General features: G+C 33.0%; 25 protein-coding genes and 1 riboswitch. Of the genes, 23 read left to right on the top strand and 2 right to left on the bottom strand.

Annotated elements, in window-relative coordinates; all coding sequences use genetic code 11:
- Window positions 1–210 precede the first annotated feature (210 nt).
- The 22 genes from RAH41_RS06620 to RAH41_RS06515 all read left to right on the top strand — a co-directional run bounded on the left by RAH41_RS06620 (window position 211) and on the right by RAH41_RS06515 (window position 16301).
- A complete protein-coding gene (locus tag RAH41_RS06620; protein ID WP_331221402.1) occupies window positions 211–471 on the top strand; it encodes a metal-sensitive transcriptional regulator in 261 nt (86 codons plus the stop codon).
- A gap of 136 nt (window positions 472–607) precedes the next feature.
- Window positions 608–1084, top strand: a complete 477-nt coding sequence (locus tag RAH41_RS06615) for a DsrE/DsrF/DrsH-like family protein (RefSeq protein ID WP_331221401.1) — start codon at window positions 608–610, stop codon at window positions 1082–1084.
- A gap of 19 nt (window positions 1085–1103) precedes the next feature.
- Window positions 1104–1400: a rhodanese-like domain-containing protein gene (locus RAH41_RS06610; protein WP_331221400.1), complete on the top strand. Its 297-nt coding sequence runs from the start codon at window positions 1104–1106 to the stop codon at window positions 1398–1400.
- Between the two features lie 56 nt (window positions 1401–1456).
- On the top strand, window positions 1457–2029 hold the full coding sequence (locus RAH41_RS06605; protein ID WP_331221399.1) for a sulfurtransferase TusA family protein: 573 nt from the start codon (window positions 1457–1459) through the stop codon (window positions 2027–2029).
- Between the two features lie 42 nt (window positions 2030–2071).
- Window positions 2072–3199, top strand: coding sequence for an MBL fold metallo-hydrolase (locus RAH41_RS06600; protein WP_331221398.1), 1128 nt, complete (start codon window positions 2072–2074; stop codon window positions 3197–3199).
- A 21-nt stretch (window positions 3200–3220) separates the two neighbouring features.
- A complete protein-coding gene (locus RAH41_RS06595) occupies window positions 3221–3448 on the top strand; it encodes a sulfurtransferase TusA family protein (protein ID WP_331221396.1) in 228 nt (75 codons plus the stop codon).
- A gap of 68 nt (window positions 3449–3516) precedes the next feature.
- Window positions 3517–4308 (top strand): sulfite exporter TauE/SafE family protein, encoded by a 792-nt coding sequence (locus RAH41_RS06590; protein WP_331221394.1) that lies wholly within the window; start codon window positions 3517–3519, stop codon window positions 4306–4308.
- Between the two features lie 218 nt (window positions 4309–4526).
- Window positions 4527–4877: an ASCH domain-containing protein gene (locus tag RAH41_RS06585; protein ID WP_331221392.1), complete on the top strand. Its 351-nt coding sequence runs from the start codon at window positions 4527–4529 to the stop codon at window positions 4875–4877.
- Between the two features lie 5 nt (window positions 4878–4882).
- The gene (locus RAH41_RS06580) at window positions 4883–5317 is read left to right on the top strand and encodes a hypothetical protein (RefSeq protein WP_331221391.1); all 435 of its coding nucleotides are present in this window, start codon (window positions 4883–4885) and stop codon (window positions 5315–5317) included.
- Between the two features lie 304 nt (window positions 5318–5621).
- Window positions 5622–5738: riboswitch (SAM riboswitch) on the top strand.
- Between the two features lie 174 nt (window positions 5739–5912).
- Complete coding sequence (locus RAH41_RS06575) at window positions 5913–6929, top strand: methionine ABC transporter ATP-binding protein (RefSeq protein ID WP_331221390.1); 1017 nt, start codon at window positions 5913–5915, stop codon at window positions 6927–6929.
- Window positions 6919–7587, top strand: coding sequence for a methionine ABC transporter permease (locus RAH41_RS06570; RefSeq protein WP_331221389.1), 669 nt, complete (start codon window positions 6919–6921; stop codon window positions 7585–7587). The genes RAH41_RS06575 and RAH41_RS06570 overlap by 11 nt, the downstream gene beginning before the upstream one ends.
- Complete coding sequence (locus tag RAH41_RS06565; RefSeq protein WP_331221388.1) at window positions 7584–8432, top strand: MetQ/NlpA family ABC transporter substrate-binding protein; 849 nt, start codon at window positions 7584–7586, stop codon at window positions 8430–8432. Before RAH41_RS06570 ends, RAH41_RS06565 begins: the two co-directional genes overlap by 4 nt.
- A gap of 46 nt (window positions 8433–8478) precedes the next feature.
- Window positions 8479–9669, top strand: coding sequence for a M20 family metallopeptidase (locus tag RAH41_RS06560; protein ID WP_331221386.1), 1191 nt, complete (start codon window positions 8479–8481; stop codon window positions 9667–9669).
- A gap of 287 nt (window positions 9670–9956) precedes the next feature.
- Window positions 9957–10346: a YidH family protein gene (locus RAH41_RS06555; RefSeq protein ID WP_331221385.1), complete on the top strand. Its 390-nt coding sequence runs from the start codon at window positions 9957–9959 to the stop codon at window positions 10344–10346.
- An 81-nt stretch (window positions 10347–10427) separates the two neighbouring features.
- Window positions 10428–11303, top strand: coding sequence for an alpha/beta hydrolase (locus RAH41_RS06550; RefSeq protein ID WP_331221384.1), 876 nt, complete (start codon window positions 10428–10430; stop codon window positions 11301–11303).
- 838 nt (window positions 11304–12141) lie between these two features.
- Window positions 12142–12495, top strand: a complete 354-nt coding sequence (locus RAH41_RS06545) for a transposase (protein ID WP_331221382.1) — start codon at window positions 12142–12144, stop codon at window positions 12493–12495.
- Window positions 12496–12775: 280 nt separating this feature from the next.
- Window positions 12776–13240, top strand: a complete 465-nt coding sequence (locus RAH41_RS06540; RefSeq protein WP_331221381.1) for a hypothetical protein — start codon at window positions 12776–12778, stop codon at window positions 13238–13240.
- A 192-nt stretch (window positions 13241–13432) separates the two neighbouring features.
- Complete coding sequence (locus RAH41_RS06535) at window positions 13433–13984, top strand: hypothetical protein (RefSeq protein WP_331221380.1); 552 nt, start codon at window positions 13433–13435, stop codon at window positions 13982–13984.
- 397 nt (window positions 13985–14381) lie between these two features.
- Window positions 14382–14564 (top strand): hypothetical protein, encoded by a 183-nt coding sequence (locus RAH41_RS06530; RefSeq protein ID WP_331221379.1) that lies wholly within the window; start codon window positions 14382–14384, stop codon window positions 14562–14564.
- Between the two features lie 142 nt (window positions 14565–14706).
- A complete protein-coding gene (locus RAH41_RS06525; RefSeq protein ID WP_331221377.1) occupies window positions 14707–15498 on the top strand; it encodes a PhzF family phenazine biosynthesis protein in 792 nt (263 codons plus the stop codon).
- 234 nt (window positions 15499–15732) lie between these two features.
- Entirely contained in the window at window positions 15733–16176 is a 444-nt protein-coding gene (locus RAH41_RS06520) for a DUF4179 domain-containing protein (RefSeq protein WP_331221375.1), read from the top strand.
- A 2-nt stretch (window positions 16177–16178) separates the two neighbouring features.
- Window positions 16179–16301, top strand: a complete 123-nt coding sequence (locus RAH41_RS06515) for a hypothetical protein (protein ID WP_331221374.1) — start codon at window positions 16179–16181, stop codon at window positions 16299–16301.
- A gap of 341 nt (window positions 16302–16642) precedes the next feature.
- Here the strand turns inward: RAH41_RS06515 and RAH41_RS06510 are convergent, their stop codons facing one another.
- On the bottom strand, window positions 16643–17995 hold the full coding sequence (locus tag RAH41_RS06510) for an Nramp family divalent metal transporter (RefSeq protein WP_331221372.1): 1353 nt from the start codon (window positions 17993–17995) through the stop codon (window positions 16643–16645).
- Between the two features lie 343 nt (window positions 17996–18338).
- Between RAH41_RS06510 and RAH41_RS06505 the strand changes: the two genes are divergently transcribed.
- Complete coding sequence (locus tag RAH41_RS06505) at window positions 18339–18899, top strand: AAA family ATPase (RefSeq protein WP_331221371.1); 561 nt, start codon at window positions 18339–18341, stop codon at window positions 18897–18899.
- Window positions 18900–19214: 315 nt separating this feature from the next.
- On the opposite strand, the gene RAH41_RS06500 is transcribed toward RAH41_RS06505, so the two are convergent.
- Window positions 19215–19829, bottom strand: coding sequence for a TasA family protein (locus tag RAH41_RS06500; protein ID WP_331221370.1), 615 nt, complete (start codon window positions 19827–19829; stop codon window positions 19215–19217).
- Window positions 19830–20121 lie beyond the last annotated feature (292 nt).

Genomic DNA, 20121 nt, shown 5'->3' with positions numbered 1-20121 from the left:
ACGTTTTATATTACAACACTTTGAAAAAAGAGATTACATAATTGTGATCTTTTTTTACATATCTACTTTTAAATTACTAAATGAAGGTTTATTTTATTTAAAATTAAATGATTGACAATATACCCATAGGGGTATATATTCTAAGTAAGAATATTGCACAGATATTCTAATAAATGGCTAAGCTTAGTTGATTAGGTTAGGGGTGATTTAATGAAATATGATGATCCAGTAAAAAATAGAATAAAACGAATTGAAGGACAGATTCGTGGAATTTTAAAAATGATAGAAGAAGACAAAGACTGTAAAGATGTCATTACACAGTTATCAGCAGTTAAATCAGCTTTAGATCGTACGATTGGCGTAATAGTAAGCTCAAATTTAGTTGATTGTGTCCGTAATGCAAATGTAAACGGGCAAGATGCCGAAGAATTAATGAAAGAAGCAGTAAATTTACTTGTGAAAAGTAGATAAGAAATGGTTTGAAGTGTTTGACACCATTTTTTATTTTTAATATCATATACCCATAGGGGTAATAGTATCTATAAGATATATTTTTTTGTTTTGTAAAATACCCCAGTGGGTATAAAGAACGGTAAGGAGAAAAAATATGACAACTAAGAAAACGAATATCATTTTATTTAGTGGTGATTATGACAAAGCAATGGCCGCCTACATTATTGCGAATGGTGCAGCAGCTTTTGATCATGAAGTAACTATTTTTCATACATTTTGGGGATTAAATGCTCTACGAAAAGGTGAACATGTAGCAACAAAAAAAGGCTTTATTGAAAAGATGTTTGGAAAGATGATGCCTAGAGGCGCTGATAAAATGGGACTTTCTAAAATGAATTTTGCTGGTTTTGGACCAAAAATGATTAAGGATATTATTAAAAAGCATAATGCTTTGCCTTTACCACAATTAATTGAAATGGCCCAGGAACAAGATATAAATTTAGTAGCATGTACAATGACAATGGATCTGTTAGGACTAAAAACCGAAGAATTATTAGAGAATATTCAGTATGCTGGTGTTGCAGCTTACATTGGTGAAGCAGAGGAAGGTCAAGTTAACTTATTTATTTAATTAGAAAGGATTGAATATCATGGAAGAAATTACTGCGATTGAGCTTGAAAATAAATTAAAAACTGGAATAGAAGTAAATATTATTGATGTTCGAGAGGTAGATGAAGTTGCAGCTGGAAAAATTCGAGAAGCCATTCATATTCCTCTTGGATTGATCGAATTTCGATTACACGAATTAGATAAATCAAAAGAATATATTATGGTTTGTCGTTCAGGTGCTAGAAGTGGTCGTGCAACAGAATTCCTTCAATCTCAAGGGTTTAACGTTAAAAACATGGTAGGCGGAATGCTTTCTTGGGAAGGGAACGTAGAATAAATTTTTTTAATTAAATAAATACCCCAAGTGGTATTTTAAGTGCGGAGGGTCATAATATGGAGTTTATTAAAACAAACATGAAATTAGATGCAAAAGGATTAGCTTGTCCAATGCCGATTGTAAAGACTAGAAAAGCAATGAAGGATTTAGATAATGGCCAAGTAATCGAGGTTCAAGCGACTGATAAAGGTTCAAAAGCAGACATTAAAGCTTGGGCGGAAAGCACTGGAAATCAATACTTAGGAACAATCGAAAATGGAGAAGTATTACTTCATTATTTAAGGAAATCTTCAGATGAAAATACAATTGAAAAAAGATTTGAACATGTCATTTCGAACGATCAATTAAAACAAAAGCTACAAAACGAAAATATGATCGTTTTAGATGTAAGAGAAGAAGCAGAATTTGTATTTAATCATATACCCAATGCGGTATCAATCCCTTTAGGTGAATTAGAAAACCGTATAACAGAATTAAATAAAGATAATGAAATATATATCGTTTGCAGAACTGGAAATCGCAGTGATCTTGCTGCGCAATTACTAGCATCTAAAGGCTTTACTAATGTGTTTAATGTAGTACCTGGAATGACTGAATGGTCTTTTGAAACAGCAAGCATAAAACGTTAATAATTTTTTTTGAAAAATAATATACTATGGGGGGTATAAAAGATGACAGTTACAGCAATGTCTGCAAAAGAGATTACAAAAAAAATAGTTGATAAAGAAGAACTATTTATTTTAGATGTACGAAATACTGATGATTATAACGATTGGAAAATAGAAGGTTCAAATTTTGAACATTTAAATATACCTTATTTCGATTTACTTGATGGTGTTGAAGATGTTTTAGATAAAATTCCTACAAGTACTGACGTTTTAGTTGTATGTGCTAAAGAAGGATCTTCCATCATGATTGCTGAGATGCTTTCAGACGAGGGACTAGACGTAGCTTACCTTAAAGGTGGAATGAAAGAGTGGAGTGAACATCTAGAACCAGTAAAAATTGCAGATTTGAAAAATGGTGGAGAGTTGTATCAATTTGTCAGAATCGGTAAGGGATGTTTATCCTACATGGTCATCTCTAATAATGAGGCTGCTATTATTGATTCAACTCGAATGACGGATATCTATCTTGATTTTGCAAACACAAAGAGCGCAAAAATTACAAATGTATTTGATACTCACCTTCATGCAGACCATATTTCTGGTGGAAGAAAAATTGCTGAGATGACGGGAGCAACATATTGGTTACCGCCAAAGGATGCTAAAGAAGTTACTTTTGAATATAGTCCATTAGAAGATGGTAATAAGGTAATGATTGGTGAAACAGCAATCAGTATTGAGGCTATTTATTCACCAGGTCATACAATCGGATCAACTTCATTTGTCATAGATGAAAAGTTCTTACTTTCCGGTGATATTTTATTTATCGATTCAATTGGAAGGCCTGATCTTGCTGGTATGGCAGAGGATTGGGTAGGGGACTTACGCGAAACCCTTTATAAAAAATATCGAAATTTATCGCTTGAATTAATCGTGCTTCCATCACATTTTATGGTGATTAGTGAATTGAACGAAGATGGTAGCGTGTATAAAAAGCTAGGATATTTATTTGAACAGAATCATGGATTGAACATTGAGAGTGAAAGTGAGTTTAGAAAGTTAGTAACTGAGAACTTACCACCACAACCAAACTCATATCAAGAAATACGTGAAGTTAATATGGGAAAAAAGAATTTAAATGAGGAAAAACTAAGAGAAATGGAAATTGGTCCAAATCGCTGTGCAGTACGATAATAAGACTTGGAGGAAAATAGAATGGAAGCTACAAAATTATTAGATGCAAAAGGCTTAGCATGTCCAATGCCAATTGTAAAAACAAGAAAAGCAATTGCGGAGATTGAAGCAGGAGAAGTATTAGAAATTCATGTCACTGATAAAGGTGCTAAAAACGACCTTGCAGCTTGGGCTAAATCAGGAGGACACGAATTATTAAATTATACAGAAGAAGACAATGTTTTAAAATTTTGGATTAAAAAGGGATAAGTTAATAGATTAATAGGAAAAGGAGGGTAATAGTTACATCTCCTTTTCTATTTATAGGAGGACTTAAAATGGATTGGACCTTAATCTTAGTACTTTTTTTAGTTGGTTTTTTTGGGTCCTTTATTTCAGGGATGGTAGGAATTGGTGGAGCGATCATAAATTATCCAATGCTCCTATTTATTCCTCCATTAGTAGGATTTGCTGCTTTCACACCACATCAGGTTTCGGGGATAAGTGCCGTGCAAGTAGTATTTGCAACTTTAGGCGGAGTATTAAGCTATCGCAAAAGCGGTTATTTAAACAAAAAAGTAATATTAAGTATGGGAATAAGTGTATTAATAGGCAGTTTTCTTGGTGGATTCGGTTCAAATCTACTTTCAGAACATGGAATTAATCTTGTTTACGGAATATTAGCAATGATTGCAGTCGTTTTAATGTTTATTCCTAGAAAAAACGTCGAGATGTCAGCAGATGGTCAAATTTTAATTAATGTATGGCTTGCTTCAGGTTTGGCATTTATCGTTGGAACTAGTGCAGGTATTGTTGGTGCAGGAGGAGCATTTCTGTTAGTACCAATCATGTTAACAATCTTAAAAATACCAACTCGTGTGACAATTGCTTCGTCATTAGCCATTACATTGATCTCTTCAATCGGTGTAACGATTGGGAAAATCTCTACTGGTCAAGTTGAAGTTTTGCCTACAATTATTGTTGTAATTGCAAGCTTAATCGCCTCACCATTAGGTGCAAAAATAGGCAAAAAAACAAAAACGCAGGTTTTACGAGGAATTCTGGCAGTATTAATTGGTTTTACTGCTTTGAAGATTTGGATTACGATTATTAAATCATGGATTAGCTGAATGGGGATTAATTGTAAAAAACAGAAAAACTATTTTGGGAGTTTTTCTGTTTTTTATTGATTTTTAATATGGCAAAGATGTAAGCTCCTTTTTGTTGCTTCTTATTACAATATTTTTAAAAAAATTTGCTAATGTTATACTTATTTAATTAAAATGGAACTAGTCGTTTTTTTAATAGCCTTAACTATAAATTTAAATTGAAATGGAGAATGGATTAAATGTCAAATCAAAATGAAACGAACGCTTTACCGCCAAAAACATGTACAATTGAACGCCTTGTGACGATTCAAGAGGATGTCGAAAAAGTATTAGCAGGACAAAAAACTGCTACTCGCCGCAATGGAAGATATGCAGATGTTGGGGAAGTGATGACCCTTCAAAATAAACAGTATGTTGTGGAAAAGGTTTATTCTCAATCCCTTGGTGAATTGACAGATGAAGATGCTAAGCAGGAAGGCTATTCGACTGTAGAAGAGTATAAGCAATCGATCTTGTCAATCCATCCTGGAATGCCTTGGCTGCCAAAAATGAGGGTATGGGTTCATGAGTTTCGTCTCATCCAAGATTAATTTATATGCTGTATAGACTGCTTCTTTACATACATATTGCTAGTGTGATCTTATCGATTGGTCCCTTTTTTGTATTGATTCCGATACTCAAAAAGCTGCATACCACACAGTCCGCAATACAACAGAGCTATTTGGATGTATTCAGCTTTGCTGTGAGGTTGGCAAAGCATGCAGGACATGTACTGGTTGGATCAGGGGTCTTGTTGGTACTAGCTGGCCATTGGTCGTGGAAGACATCTTGGATTGTGATGACGATTCTACTTTTGGTGAGTTCATTATTTTTCCTAGCTAGAGCTTTTTCTCCAACCATTCGGAAATTCAGTGAACCAACTCATGACCGAAGAATGTTGATTCAGAAGCTTCGAAGATCTATCTGGATTTACATCGTTCTTTTGATGATAATGCTATGGTTCATGGTAGTAAAGCCTACATTATGGTAGGCATAATTCAATTAAGCAGACAAGGTCTCTTTTATCGGAAGCCTTGTCTGCTTTTTTGTCCTTCTTTTGAAGGGAATACGAATAAAAACTCAAAAAATAAGTATATCGACCTATTTCGAATGGGATATGAAATTGTTTTTTCTGAGTTGAATATGAAGGGCTTAAGACCTGTATAGTACAGTACTCGTTTAAAAAATGCTATTTTCAAATCTAATTTTTACTAAAAATTTTAAAAAAATTCTTGACGTATATTAAAAAGAGAGATAACATGAACTCAATATTTTAAAAACTTAATAAATTCTATTACTTATCCAGAGAGGTGGAGGGACTGGCCCTGCGATACCTCGGCAACGGGTTTGTTGTTCGTAACAAATACCGTGCTAATTCCTGCAAATCGTTCAATCGATTTGAAAGATAAGAAGTAAAGTGGCTTATATATTATAACCTCTCTTCTTATCTGTCTTAATGGATAAGAAGGGGGGTTTTTTGATGTGGTGCATTAGAGAAAAATGGGGAAATATAGTTATAAATCCAAGTTTTCAAATCAGTTTACTTAGTTATAATAATTGAAAAAATTTATATTGGGGGAAGTAATTTGATTGAGATTAAAAATGTCTCCAAGGTTTATCCTGGAAGGCCACCAATTAAAGCTTTAAATAATATTAATATGAAAATTGAGAAAGGGGAGATCTTTGGGATCATTGGTTTTTCCGGAGCAGGAAAAAGTACATTGATTCGTTGTTTAAATAGACTTGAAGAGCCAACAGAAGGATCAGTTCTCATTGATGGATTGGACCTAATGACATTAAAAGATGAAGAATTACGTAAGACACGTAGAAAAATTGGAGTTATATTCCAACACTTTAATCTACTTTCTGCAAAAACGGTATTCGATAATATAGCAATGCCCCTATACCTTGAAGGAAAAAAGAAACGGGATGTTCAGGAAAAAGTAATGGAATTAATTGAATTTGTTGGACTTACAGGGAAGCAAGATGTATTTCCAGGGCACTTATCGGGGGGACAAAAGCAAAGAGTGGGAATAGCAAGGGCACTCGTAACAGACCCAGATCTTTTGCTATGTGATGAAGCTACATCTGCATTAGACCCTGAAACAACAAAGAATGTATTAGAGCTTTTAAGGAAAGTAAATAAATCCTATAATCTTACAATTTTTCTTATTACCCATGAAATGAGTGTAATTCGTGATTTATGTGATAAAGTAGCCGTCATTGATAATGGTGAAATTGTTGAAGAAGGTAATGTTTATGACGTTTTTACGAATCCACAAAAAAGTATTACAAAGAATTTTGTTAACACCGTATTACAAAATGAGGTGCCATCTAGGTTATCCAAATCATTATCAAAGGGAAAATATTATCAATTAGTTTTCCTTGGTGACAAGGCGGGCAATCCATTATTATCAGAGGTTCTTAAACAATTCGATATTCATTTAAACATTCTTTATGGATCGATTACAGAGCTACAAGAAAGACCTTATGGGAATTTGCTTGTGGCACTCGAAGGAACAAAAGAGGAAAGCGCGAAAGCTATTAAATTTATTTCGGAAAAGGGGATAGATGTAAGGGAGGTTGAGTTAAATGGAGCTTAATTGGGAATTCTTTTGGCCGCAGTTTTTGCAGGCAACTCAAGATACTTTTCTAACTGTGCTAGGGTCATTTATTTTTGGCACAATCATAGGATTACCTTTAGGTATTATCCTAGTAGTTACAAGGCCAGGTCATATAATGGAAAACAAACCTTTATTTACATTGTTAAATACCATTATTAATATTGTTCGATCCGTACCATTTATTATTTTGCTAGTTGCCATTATACCATTTACAAGGTTATTGACGGGAACGTCGATTGGCGTAGTAGCAGCAATTGTTCCGCTCTCGATTTTTGTAGGACCTTATTTGGCAAGATTGATTGAGAACTCAATGCTAGAAGTAGATAAGGGAGTGCTGGAAACAGCCTATTCAATGGGAGCTACAAAGTTTCAGATCATCGTGAAGTTTATTTTGCCAGAAGCAATTCCATCGTTAATTCTTTCATTTACAACCGCAACGATTGGATTAATTGGGTCGACTGCGGCAGCTGGTGCTGTTGGTGCTGGTGGATTAGGTGACTTAGCTATTACATATGGTTATCAGCGCTTTGAAACATTGGTTATTGTCATTACAGTTGTATTACTAGTATTGATTGTTCAAATCATACAAAGCTTAGGAAATACGTGGTCAAGATACGTAAGGAGGAAAAGAGGATGAAAAAGTTTTTTACTATTTTTGCAGCATTATTATTAACGGTTTCGGTATTATCAGCATGTGGTTCTAATGCAACATCAGGTAATGGTAAGGAGAGAACAGTTAAGATTGGTATTAATGGTGATGACTATGAACTTTGGAATATTGTACAAAAACAAGTAAAAAATGAAGGAATTAAATTAAAAATTATTTCATTTTCAGATTATGTTCAGCCTAACACAGCACTTAATGACGGTAGTCTTGATTTAAATGCTTTTCAAACGATTACCTACATGAACCAATTTAAAGGTGATCATCATTTAGATATTTCTGCAATTGGCTCGACGGTGATTGCGCCAATGGGAATTTACTCACATAAGTTTAAAAAGTTAAGTGATATTCCAGATGGAGCAACAATTACGATACCAAATGATGTAACAAACGCAGGCCGTGCACTTAAACTATTACAATCTTCAAAGTTAATTAGTTTAGTAGATAATTTTGACCCTAAAGGAAGTATTGAACAAATTAAAGAAAATCCTAAGCATCTAAAAATCAAACCGATTGCTGCAGGGCAAACAGCTAGATCATTGGATGATGTGGCAGCAGCTATCATAAATAATGGATTCGCAGTTCAAGCGGGACTAGACCCTGCTAAGGATCCACTTTATAAAGAAGATCCAAATGATAATGCAGCTATGCCGTATATCAATGTTATTGCATCTCGTACGAAGAATAAAAATGACAAGGACTTTGCAAAGATTGTAAAGGCTTATCAATCAAAAGAAGTTCATGATTACATTATTAAACGTGACAAAGGTGCTACGGTTCCAGTAGTCATTTCCATTGATAAAATTAAAAATCTATAAAGCTAGTTCATGTTTGCTAAACAGAATGGAAGGGAGATAAATTTAAATGACAGTCCAAATTGAAACACAAAGAGAACAAATTGTAAAAAGTATTGAGGAATCGAAGGAAGTTTATCTTGAAATTAGCCACAAAATTCACGAGAAACCTGAAATTGGCAATCAAGAATTTTTTGCATCAGATACACATACTAAAATTCTTGTAGAAGCTGGTTTCGATGTAACACGTAATATTGCGGGACATGAAACAGGCTTTGTAGCAAGGAAAAAGTCATTTAAGCAGGGCCCAACCATCGCTTTTTTAGCAGAATACGATGCACTACCTGGTCTTGGTCATGCATGCGGACATAATATTATTGGAACAACGAGTGTGGCAGCAGGAATCGCTCTTGCTGAAGTTATTTCTGAAACCGGAGGAGAGGTTGTAATATTTGGAACACCTGCAGAAGAGGGGGGACCAAATGGAAGCGCAAAGGGGAGTTTTGTAAAACACGGATTACTAGAAGGTGTGGATGCAGCTCTTATGCTCCACCCAAGTGGTAAAACAGGTTTGTCGAGTCCATCTTTGGCAGTAGATCCATTAGACTTCCATTTTTATGGAAGAGCGGCGCATGCTGCTGGGTCACCAGAGCATGGAATTAATGCCTTAGATGCCGTAATCCAATTATTCAACGGAGTTAATGCCCTTCGTCAGCAACTGACTAGTGATGTTCGCATACACGGAATTATCACTCATGGAGGGGATGCACCAAATATTATTCCAGAGTATGCTTCAGCGAGATTTTTCATTCGTGCTAGTACTTGGAAACGTACAGAGGAAGTATCTTCTAAGATTCGTAATATCGCCGAAGGAGCAGCACTTGCGACTGGTAGTACTGTGAAAATTGAAAGATTCCAAAATGAAGTCCATGATTTTATTATCAATCGAACTCTTGATGAGATTATAGGTGAAGAACTTAGCCAATTGGGTGAAGTAGTGAATAGTAAAAGCGGTGGGCTTGGATCTACTGATGCCGGAAACGTAAGCCATGTTGTTCCAACATCTCATGCATATATTAAAATTGGACCTGATGATTTAATTGCTCATACGAATGAATTTCGTGAAGCTGCAAGGTCGCCACTTGGTGATCATGCTCTAGTAACAGGAGCAAAAGCATTGGCTCTGACAGGCTATCGTTTAATTACCGATAAAAACCTATTGGAAAAAGTTCAAAGTGAATTTCAACAAACAGAAAAATAGTTAATATGAACGGTCAAAATGATGGACAGAATTACCATCTTTTTGACCGTTTTATTTTTGAAAGATCAGTTTAATAATGATTTGTTCTATTTATATAGGAGTCTTCTGTTAACTTCTCCTTTTCGTTAATTACCTAGTAAAAGTGATATTCTACATTTCCCCATTTTAATTTTATCAAAACGTAATATCAGTTTTACTAAATCTTAAATTTTAAAGATTAAACTAAAACTTAGAAATGTTCTCTATCAGTTTATCACTCTATAAATTTTTGATTGGGGTAATTTAATATGGTTTCTTTAAGCAAAGTAAAAGATTTATCAGATGAAAGTGTTAAATATGCACAACAGCATCTAGCAAACGAAAGGACATATTTAGCATGGTTGCGAACCGCAATCTCAATTACTGGTGTAGGATTTTTAACAACTTCACTACATTTTACAATTAAAATTAGTGATAACCAGTTTATTAATACATTAGCAATTTTTCTTGGCATATATGCATGTGTTGTTGGTTTAATCTCAGGAGTATTAGCTACTATTCAGTACAGTAAAAAGAGGAAAGAAATTCAAAATGGAAAGTTTATACCTGCACATAATTCAATTATTCTTGTATCAATCCTATTTTCTTTTTTAATATTCATGATTGTGTTGTACTTGTCTTTATTATTATTTAAATAACCTGAATAGTTGTAGTTTTTGTGGCATTTTTATAGGGATATTTCTTCCTAAAATCGAATATTACATTAAGTGGACACTAAAATGAATGGAGTGATTACTATTTTTTTTCCTGAATCTCGGTTTGAATCGATTAATGGAATGGAACTTCATTTTACAGAATGGGGAGAAAGAAAAAATCCAACAGTTGTTTGTTGGCACGGTTTAACTAGGAATGGTAGGGATTTTGATATTTTAGCTCGTCATTTAGCTAAAGATTACCATGTAATTTGTCCTGATACGATTGGACGAGGATTAAGTCAGTGGAGTACCTCTCCTGAGCAAGATTACTGTTTTGAAAACTATGTAAATATAGCAATTGGTTTATTAGACCGTTTAGAAATTGAACAAGTTCGTTGGGTAGGGACTTCGATGGGTGGAGCAATTGGAATGCGACTTGCAGGTACGCAGAAACATCTAAACCGTATTTCTCATTTAGTCTTAAATGATATCGGGGCAGGAGCTTCAGAAAACCAACCACAAGATATAGAAGGAATTAAGAGAATTATTAGCTATGTTGGTACACCACCTCAATTTAAAACATTTACTGAACTGAAGAATTACTATAAGTTAATTTATCATTCATTTGGTGTTTCGAGTGAAGAAGAATGGAATGATTTTACGCAAAACTCTTGCCGTAGGAGAGATGAGGGTGGAATCGGTCCTGATTATGATCCTAAAATTGCATTACAATTTCAGCATACTGACGATTTAACTTTGTGGTATTACTGGGAGGCTATTCAGTCCAAGATTTTACTCATTCGAGGAGAAGTTTCGGACGTCTTGCCACTTGATGTAGCATTAAAAATGAAGGAAACGCAGAAGTTTGAAATGGAAACAATACCTAAAGTTGGTCATGCACCTGCATTAAACACGAATAAGCAAATTTCAATCATTGAAAAATTCTTAAAAGAAGTTTAAGCAATATACGATATTTAGTCTGAAAATGGAAGAACCCATTAATTATAATGTACTTACGTTTCGTTCTTTTGGTAGAAGTAGTGGGAGGAATCTTATATACGTATTTCATGTTAAAGGGTTTTCCAATCGAAAGTATTAACTATCTTACAATTCTAAGGTCATATAACTTTTACTGGTATGGGTGATATTTATTCTTATTTGCGATTCTCTCGGATTTAATTGCATTTTTACAAATTTTAATTGCGATTCTCTAATTTTATTTTGTTAATTTTAATTGCTATTTTCAGATTTTAATTGAGGTCCACTGCTTATTTGCAAAGTCTTGGCTTTTAAGTCCTGAATAAAAGGGAGTGTTTCCTTTTCTATCAAAGTGCATCAACTTCACTATATTAATTATGAGTCAGCAAATAAATGGTTATGTATGGAAAGTAACGTAACTGTGGGTAAAAAAAAAGATTGAACCAATGTAATGTAAACATTTGTTCAATCTTTTTTATTATTTAGGCTCTGTTATAAAAGATTGTTGATTTTCTTATTCAACTACCATGAAAATTAGTTAGTTCTGATTTAACAAAATGACAATACTTAAGAAAACCCTGCTCAATCGTTAAAAAAAGAGGAGAGCTTAACTAAAAAGTCTAGTGATTACAGTTGACTGGATAAAGTCAGTATCAGTATTGACAAATCCAATTAATTTTCATTCGCTGTGGTGCAACGCTTGCGCTGCATGGGTGGCTAAATGGCAGGGTAGTTGTATAAGATTTGTCTAATTTCTTTAGTTAAAAAAGGTAAAATGTTATAAAATTTAGAAGACAAGGTTTAATAAAGGAGCAAGAATATGAACAATGAAGAGTTCGTTAAAAACATTTATCAATCAGTAGTTAAGGATGGTCTTTCAGAATACGAGGATTTATTTGTTAATACTGAAACTAAAGATGTTACAGATAATTATTGGAAGGATGCACTAAAATTCTTTGAAGAACTTACAGAAGATAATAAAAAGATGCTCTTTAAGATTATTGAACAAATTCAAGTAGATACTGTATCTACCGTTTTTGGAATATTAGATGGTGTAGTTTCTATATCCGATGACGATTTTGAAATTGAAATGAAGATTAATGGAGAAGAAGAATTATTAAATGGAGATTTACAAGATTCTTTTCTTGAGTTGGTTGAAGAAAACGAGTTGTAATTCAACTAAAAATCAGCCTTAAGGATCTTCAACTAATGCAACAGTTTGTTGCATAATAAAATTGCCTACATCCTTCCTATAATTGCAAAAATAATTAACATAGTACCAATAAAAAAAACATTATTCGTAATATCCAAATGGGAATAAATTTTACAATATACGAAAAAAGAACGCTGCTTAGTTTTTCTTCATTTTTTCTATCTTCCTTAGAATAGGTAAACAGCCTTTTTATTATGTAATAACATTTTATTGGAATAAGAAATAAGGAGTTTTAAATTTAATGGCATTAATTCATGATTTTTATTTAGTACCAAAAGATGTAACCTTAAAAAATGATTTAATGGGTTACATGGATTCTATTAAAGAGTTCGCAGTAGCTCATGTTAAAATAAACGATGATCTTATTCTGTATATGGCTGATACAATAAATTGGGTACCAACTAAAAGCACACCTTTTACAAGACGTTTTAATGAAATGGGTCTAGATTATTATGGTATTACCATTTTAGATGATAACTCTATAACAGTTTTAAAAAAAGTTCTTCTTGGATGGAGAAGGATATTTGCATGTGCTCCAAAATTAATAACGTTAACAGGTATGTTCGTTGAAGCTGATGAAGAAGATGGAGAGTATGAGAAAAATACTTTTAATCAAGATGACGTTCTTAATCAATTGGATTCATTAATTACACTCATTTGTGAAGTAGACAAACATAGTCATAAAATTTATCATATAGGGATTTAAACTTCCATATATAACTCTATCCTTGTTAAACTAACGCAGTGCAATAGTTGAACAACAAAGTCGGCTGATTAGTCGATTTTTTTATGTCACTAAATGGCAGTATAGTTACATAAAAAGGTATTAAATCCTTCGTGTCGAATAATAACAAATGATTGTAAATTACTATTATTTGACATATAAAGAGGTACTATTTTGAACATTCAATTTGCGAACTTATTAGGTGAGTATACATTTATTGAAAGAAAGAATTTATTTAAAAATGCAGATGTTGTTTTATATCATCCAGGGCATTTTCCAGAGTTAAATGAACATATTATAAATTTATATAAAGAAGAGTCTTTTAAAAAGATCATGATACCAAGTGTTTTTAACGATTTTCTAAAAGAGGATGAATATATATTCCATAATGACATATTAGTTGATTTAGGGATTCCTGAAAATATTATTTACCCAATAAGAGGTGAAGCTGAATCTGCTAATGATGTCATAAAAAATGCAATGCTTCAATTAACAAATGAAAAAAACATATTGTTGATAGGGAAAACGTTCTTCATGTATCGTTTCTTATTAATCGCTTCAGCATTTGCAAAAGAAGACATGATATTAGACGTACTACCATTGGAAGACAATCGTAGTATAAATAAAGAGACTTGGTACTTAACAGATGGTGGAAGAAAAAGAGTATTAAATGAATATCATAAGATTTCTCAATTTATTAAGCAAAATAGTCAAATAATTTTTTAAAACAATCTAATCAACCACCGCGGTGCTGTAGTTGAACAACAAGATCGGCTGATTAGTCGATTTTTTTTATTCAAACGAAATAGTAGTTCATTTTCTTCATTCAATTGAGAAATATCTTTTAAATGGTTCATTTTTAGGTTAATAAAAGTTTGCTGTATTATCTCTGAAAAATATAAATTAAGAAATAATTAAAAAAGTAGATTTATATAAAGAAAATTTTAATGATATGTACTTGTACACTTCTTTTATTCGGTTGTTCAATGAACTTGAAAACAGAAAGTAAAGCTAGTCAAACTGTTGCTATTGTTGCCGTTACATCCGTTAACACAATTGTTTATACCTCAAAAGAAAACAGTGAACAAGTAAAAGAAATTGAAAAAGGATTTGACCCAAAAAGGTGTACTCTGGACAAAATGAAAGCCCAACGACTGATTTAACTCTTTGGTTTATCAATGATGCGGGTAAAAAAGTGGAATACAGTGTGAACTACAATCAAAATTTAGTAACTGCTTTAGGTGGAAAAGTATACAAACTTGATTCTAAGACAGTCCAATCTCTTCAAGAACGGTTTATGAATTAATTTAATGCAACTAACGACTGGATTAGGTGAAGATCAAAAACTGCTTAATTGCAATTTTTTTTATTAAAGTAAATGGCAGGATAGTTGCATAAAAACTGTAATAGAAAGTAAAGAAAATTAGGATTTAGGGGTGGGTGCATATATGAATAGCGAATTTTATTTTATTAATGCTTTTTCTAAAGAAGAATTCAAGGGAAATCCTGCAGTAATAGTTTTATTGAGAGAGAAAAGAACAGAAGAGTGGATGAAAGGTTTAGCAAAAGAATTCAATCAACCTATTACAACTTTTATTACAATAAAAGATGCAAATAGCTATCAACTTAGATGGTTTACACCCACTGAAGAGATTGATTTATGCGGTCATGGTACATTAGGAGCTGCTCATATTCTGTGGAGTGAGGGTTTTATTTCATCAGAGTCGACAATTAATTTTTATACTCAATCAGGACTCCTTCGAACTGAGTTGTTAGATAAGCAAATAATTATAAGATTTAATCTAAAAGAAACAACTCAGATTGAAGTGACTGAGAAGTTAATAAGTGCAATTGACTTTCCTATTAAAGCTGCTGCTTGGGCAGAAGATCGATACATTTTAGAATTGGATAATCAGGATATCGTTCATAACGTAACGCCTAATTTGGCAGCAATAAGAGAACTAGAGGGTCCGGGAATAATTATTACTAGTCGTGGAACAGATAAGTACGACTTTGTATCAAGGTATTTTGCACCTAAGATAGGAATTAATGAAGACTACGTAACTGGTTCAGCACACTGCGCATTAGCATCATATTGGAGTGATATCTTAAATAAAAAAGAATTTATAGCATATCAAGATTCAGAGCGCGGGGGTGAAATGAAACTAAAGATAAAAGGAGAAAAAGTCGAGTTAATTGGGGACTGTGTAACTCTACTGAAAGGAGAGCTACATAATTAGTTTATCTTCCGTATGGAAGTCGTTTTTTAATAAGAATAAGAATCCCTTTTCTTAATGAACTAACGAGCGCTTTAGTTGCATAACAAGAAAGGCTGCTACGGCAGTTTTTTTATTGTACAACTGGAAGGATCAATCAATAAAAATTAATATGAAGAAATGAATTACAGGAATCAGTCAGGCGGTATTTTATCGTAGGCTAAAGGAAATGGAAAAAGATAATGTATAACAATTTTAATGCATTTAATTATTTTGCAACCGATTACGACAGTAATTGATAAACAAGATAGTAAAAACGGCTTAACAATGACTGTAAAAGAAGCAGCTTATGATGGCAGCCGGTTAATCGTAACAGTAGTTTACACAGGAGAAAAAGAACTTTCGATGAAAGAAGAAATTGTCGGCTTTAATTATATCACAATTAATGGACAACCAGTTAAACCAGCGATGGGTTCAACAGGACAAGATGACTTAAACTCGAAAACAATAATTGAACATCATCAATATACCTTCTCTAATTATAATGAATATGGCGATAAAATTGAGATTGCTGTCCATGGAGAAGATTTATTTGGCTATAAGGGCAAGTTAAAGGTGGTAGTCGATGATAATGGTCATGTATATTATCAACTGAAACTACAAGCAGGCATGGTGGGGAACTATGGCCATATAGGGTACTGACTTTGCCGCCAACGGATACGATACCAAAATCATTTACACTCAAGCCAAGTCATACAAATAGTGAAGGATTTAGTGAAGAAATAAAGGAATTAGAATTGGTCGTTCCTTTAAATAAAAGTAAATAATGACTTCGTTTGTTTCGTTTACTCAAATCGCGGAAGTACTTTAAGCTAACGAACACGCGATAGTTGAATAACGAGTTTTATTAAAAATCGTCATGAAAACCGGATTCCAATGGCTATGGAATCTGGCTTTTTCACATTAAATTTTCTTAACGGTGTAAAGCAGCATTTTCCTGAGGCTACCCCTTTAAAAGCTATAAGATCTGATGGGGAATATACAATGAATTATTGAAATGATATTCAACTAATGCATGCTTTAGTTGTATAAAAAAAAGCAAAGACCACAATTTTTTTTGTGGTCTTAATTTTTGTTGGAAAATCAACAATTTACTTTAACAGAGCCATTATTTAAAGAATGTTGCCCAAAGTAAATATACATTTAATACTGCAATAACTGAAGCAATCGTCCAAGCTACTGACTTGAGCCAAGTTTTATTAACAAATTTACCCATTTTCTTTGCATCACTAGTGAACATAACTAGTGGTATAACCGCGAAAGATAACTGTAAAGATAAGATTACCTGACTTAGTATTAATAAATCTGCAGTTCCTTTTGCTCCATAAAAATAAGTGACGATCAGAGCTGGTGTAACGGCAATTAAACGAGTAATCATTCTTCTTATCCAAGGTTTTAGCTTAATATTTAAAAAGCCTTCCATTACAATTTGCCCAGCTAGAGTACCTGTTAGAGTTGAATTCTGACCTGAAGCCAATAATGCCAATCCGAAAAATGTACTTGCTAAAGTCGTTCCGAGTAATGGAGTAAGAAGCTGGAATGCATCCTCAATTGATGCAACACTTGTATGTCCCGATTTGTAGAAAGTTGAAGCAGCTAATATTAAGATCGCTGCGTTTACAAACAATGCAATCATTAATGCGACTGTTGAGTCAATTGTTGCAAACTTAATTGCTTCTTTTTTACCAGCATCAGATACTTCAAATTTTCTAGTTTGAACGATTGAAGAGTGAAGATATAAGTTATGAGGCATAACAGTTGCCCCTAAAATTCCTAAAGAAATATAAAGCATTTTTGGATCTGTAATAACTTGAGAACTTGGAATAAATCCACCAAATACAGCTTTTACATCAGGTTGAGATATAATCAACTCAAAAACAAAACTACCTGTTATCAATATAATCAATGAAATGACAAAGGCCTCGATATACCTAAAGCCTTTATTTTGTAAAAGTAAAACAAGTAATATATCTAAAGTTGTTAAACAAATGCCATAAAACAACGGAATCCCAAATAATAGATTTAAAGCGATGGCTGACCCTATTAATTCTGCTAAGTCACATGCGGCAATTGCGGCTTCACAAAGCACCCAAAGTATAAATGATACAGGTTTACTAAAGTGGTCTCGACATGCCTGTGCTAAATCTCTACCTGTAACGATACCTAATTTAGCTGCTAATGATTGTAAAATGATGGCCATAAGATTAGAAATTAAAATAACTGATAATAAAGTGTAATTAAAAGCAGATCCACCTGCTATTGAAGTTGCCCAATTTCCAGGGTCCATATATCCAACTGCAACTAAATAACCTGGGCCAGCAAATGCAAGAAATTTACGGAAATTACTGGCTTTCTTTGGAACAGATAATGAACGATGAACCTCTTGCAAACTAGGTTGTGTATGTTCCTGTCTCCATCCAGCTTCTTTATATATGACTTTTTCTTGTGATTCTTGTGACATGTTTCCCACCACCTGTTTTATTGTACACATCAAATAGTTTTTCCCTAGGGAAAGTTTTTTAAATTATATGCTGATTTTAACACAATAGTTCCCAAATGTAATAAAAAATTTTTTAATAACTTCGTAAATTTTTAGTAAACAGATAATATACGTAGAATATTTACCTTTTCTTTGTTTCTGCTTTTTTAATATTTCTTATGCAATTCATTCAGATAGTTCTGTTTTTTTTAGAATGTTGGGGTTTATGATTGAGTTAAATATTTTCAAGTGTGATATACTTATCGGAAAATTCAGTTATACGTGTGGGCGCCTAAAAAAATTAAACTATTTGGGAGAGAAATCTATGAAGTTTGTATTATTATTTGGACCTCAAGCTGTGGGGAAAATGACTGTAGGACATGAACTAGAAAAAATAACCGATTTAAAATTGTTTCATAATCACATGACAATCGATTTGGTTAGTAAGTTTTTTGATTATGGAACAAAGGAAGGGAGTAGATTAGTTAATTTATTTCGAAATGAAATATTTGAAGAGGTGTCAAAAAGTAACTTATATGGAATTATTTTTACATATGTGTGGGCTCTGGATCATAAATCTGATTGGGAGTATGTGGAGGAAGTTTGTAGCAAATTTGAGTCAAAAGGTGCGAAAACCTATTTCGTTGAACTAGAAGCAGAACTAGATGAGAGACTGATACGAAATAAAACTCCGCATAGATTAGAACATAAGCCAACAAAAAGAGATATTGAATGGTCTGAAGATAATTTATTGAAGACAATGGAAAAATTTAGATTAAATTCGATAGAAGGGGAAATTCAGAAGGAAAATTATCTAAAAATAAATAATACAAATATGAGTGCGGAGGAAGTAGCTAAATTAATAAAAGCAAGATTTGATTTGTAAGTAATCATTAATAGATTCACTTCAAACTTTCATTTTAATAATCTTTTCCCATTATTGTAGAGGATTGCTTAATAGATTATCCGTGTACTATTACTTCAGCAATCTTTGTAACCTTTGACTTACACCGATTTAATTGACAAGCTGCAAATGTGGTGTTTAAGGGAAGGTAAAAGAAACTGTCTAAAAAGGTTGAATTTAGCCTTCAAATTATAAAAGACAAAACGCAAGAATGTTGATTTAACAGCATTTTTGCGTTTTTGATTTGACGCTTTTAATCAATCAGGGCATTCGGGATAGCCTCTTATCTGTTATGTATTAGTTATTGTTAGGATCAGTGTCGTCATAGTATGTACTTCCGCCAGTTTGAGCATTAAATGTCCAATCAACTTTTAACTTATCACCTTGGAATTCATTTTGATCTTGTCCATTATCTATGAACTCAAATAATACGAATATCTTTTCCTTTTGACCTGCTGGAATGCCATCTGGAACCTTCATACTGCCAACAAACCCTTGAATTTCTGTTAAATCTGGTGTTTGATTTTGTAAGTCATATAAAGTTGTTTCAACGATCTCATTTGTAGCACTGCTAGTGTTGTACATAATGGTTACTTTAATATTTTTTGCTAAATCTTCGGAGTTATTATTTTTTACGTCTTCAACTTGATATTTAGTGTTTAATAGAACTTTATTAATGTCTAAAGTCCCATTGTTTTCTAACGTAAATTCACGATATACTTCATCACCAGGTTTTAAATTGCTAATGTTTACAACAGCATTAGGATTCATACCTAAGTCTACAGTACCAGTTGCAAACGTATTATCAGTTTTAACTGTATCGCTGAAGTACGCAAAGGTACCACCACTAATTAATGATAATCCGACTGCGCCACTCATTACGACTTGACCAATTCTCTTAGTAAAACTCATTCCAAATTCCCCCTTAAGATTAAGTTATTAAACTCTTAAGCTTTGATATTAGTACTCAAGAGATCATACAGATTTTTTTAACTCAGAGTAAGAACTGTTCAATGGTGTTTTCATTATCAAGAACTCCTTCGCAAAAAGACCTGTCAGAATTTATTATTACTTAATTATCAGAAAATTTAAACCGGGTTATTTTTAGTAAAATATCATGCAAATTTTATCGAAATTAAACGTTATAAGGCAAAATTCCAGGTAAATACTTGCAAGAAAGAACCCGACCTCGATGTATTGATTT

This window comes from Gottfriedia acidiceleris (genome assembly GCF_036421055.1).
GTDB classification, from domain to species: Bacteria; Bacillota; Bacilli; order Bacillales; family Bacillaceae_G; genus Gottfriedia; species Gottfriedia acidiceleris_C.
Note: the sequence above shows the minus strand (reverse complement) of the source record. Positions and strands in the feature narration are given on the sequence as shown.

Coding starts and splice junctions, on each gene's coding strand:
- RAH41_RS06570 (WP_331221389.1), top strand. CDS start 6,919: ATGGAGCTTAATTGGGAATTCTTTTGGCCGCAGTTTTTGCAGGCAACT.
- RAH41_RS06550 (WP_331221384.1), top strand. CDS start 10,428: ATGAATGGAGTGATTACTATTTTTTTTCCTGAATCTCGGTTTGAATCG.
- RAH41_RS06540 (WP_331221381.1), top strand. CDS start 12,776: ATGGCATTAATTCATGATTTTTATTTAGTACCAAAAGATGTAACCTTA.
- RAH41_RS06560 (WP_331221386.1), top strand. CDS start 8,479: ATGACAGTCCAAATTGAAACACAAAGAGAACAAATTGTAAAAAGTATT.
- RAH41_RS06545 (WP_331221382.1), top strand. CDS start 12,142: ATGAACAATGAAGAGTTCGTTAAAAACATTTATCAATCAGTAGTTAAG.
- RAH41_RS06590 (WP_331221394.1), top strand. CDS start 3,517: ATGGATTGGACCTTAATCTTAGTACTTTTTTTAGTTGGTTTTTTTGGG.
- RAH41_RS06595 (WP_331221396.1), top strand. CDS start 3,221: ATGGAAGCTACAAAATTATTAGATGCAAAAGGCTTAGCATGTCCAATG.
- RAH41_RS06565 (WP_331221388.1), top strand. CDS start 7,584: ATGAAAAAGTTTTTTACTATTTTTGCAGCATTATTATTAACGGTTTCG.
- RAH41_RS06520 (WP_331221375.1), top strand. CDS start 15,733: ATGCATTTAATTATTTTGCAACCGATTACGACAGTAATTGATAAACAA.
- RAH41_RS06600 (WP_331221398.1), top strand. CDS start 2,072: ATGACAGTTACAGCAATGTCTGCAAAAGAGATTACAAAAAAAATAGTT.
- RAH41_RS06510 (WP_331221372.1), bottom strand. CDS start 17,995: ATGTCACAAGAATCACAAGAAAAAGTCATATATAAAGAAGCTGGATGG.
- RAH41_RS06620 (WP_331221402.1), top strand. CDS start 211: ATGAAATATGATGATCCAGTAAAAAATAGAATAAAACGAATTGAAGGA.
- RAH41_RS06525 (WP_331221377.1), top strand. CDS start 14,707: ATGAATAGCGAATTTTATTTTATTAATGCTTTTTCTAAAGAAGAATTC.
- RAH41_RS06500 (WP_331221370.1), bottom strand. CDS start 19,829: ATGAGTTTTACTAAGAGAATTGGTCAAGTCGTAATGAGTGGCGCAGTC.
- RAH41_RS06615 (WP_331221401.1), top strand. CDS start 608: ATGACAACTAAGAAAACGAATATCATTTTATTTAGTGGTGATTATGAC.
- RAH41_RS06610 (WP_331221400.1), top strand. CDS start 1,104: ATGGAAGAAATTACTGCGATTGAGCTTGAAAATAAATTAAAAACTGGA.
- RAH41_RS06580 (WP_331221391.1), top strand. CDS start 4,883: ATGCTGTATAGACTGCTTCTTTACATACATATTGCTAGTGTGATCTTA.
- RAH41_RS06555 (WP_331221385.1), top strand. CDS start 9,957: ATGGTTTCTTTAAGCAAAGTAAAAGATTTATCAGATGAAAGTGTTAAA.
- RAH41_RS06505 (WP_331221371.1), top strand. CDS start 18,339: ATGAAGTTTGTATTATTATTTGGACCTCAAGCTGTGGGGAAAATGACT.
- RAH41_RS06585 (WP_331221392.1), top strand. CDS start 4,527: ATGTCAAATCAAAATGAAACGAACGCTTTACCGCCAAAAACATGTACA.
- RAH41_RS06605 (WP_331221399.1), top strand. CDS start 1,457: ATGGAGTTTATTAAAACAAACATGAAATTAGATGCAAAAGGATTAGCT.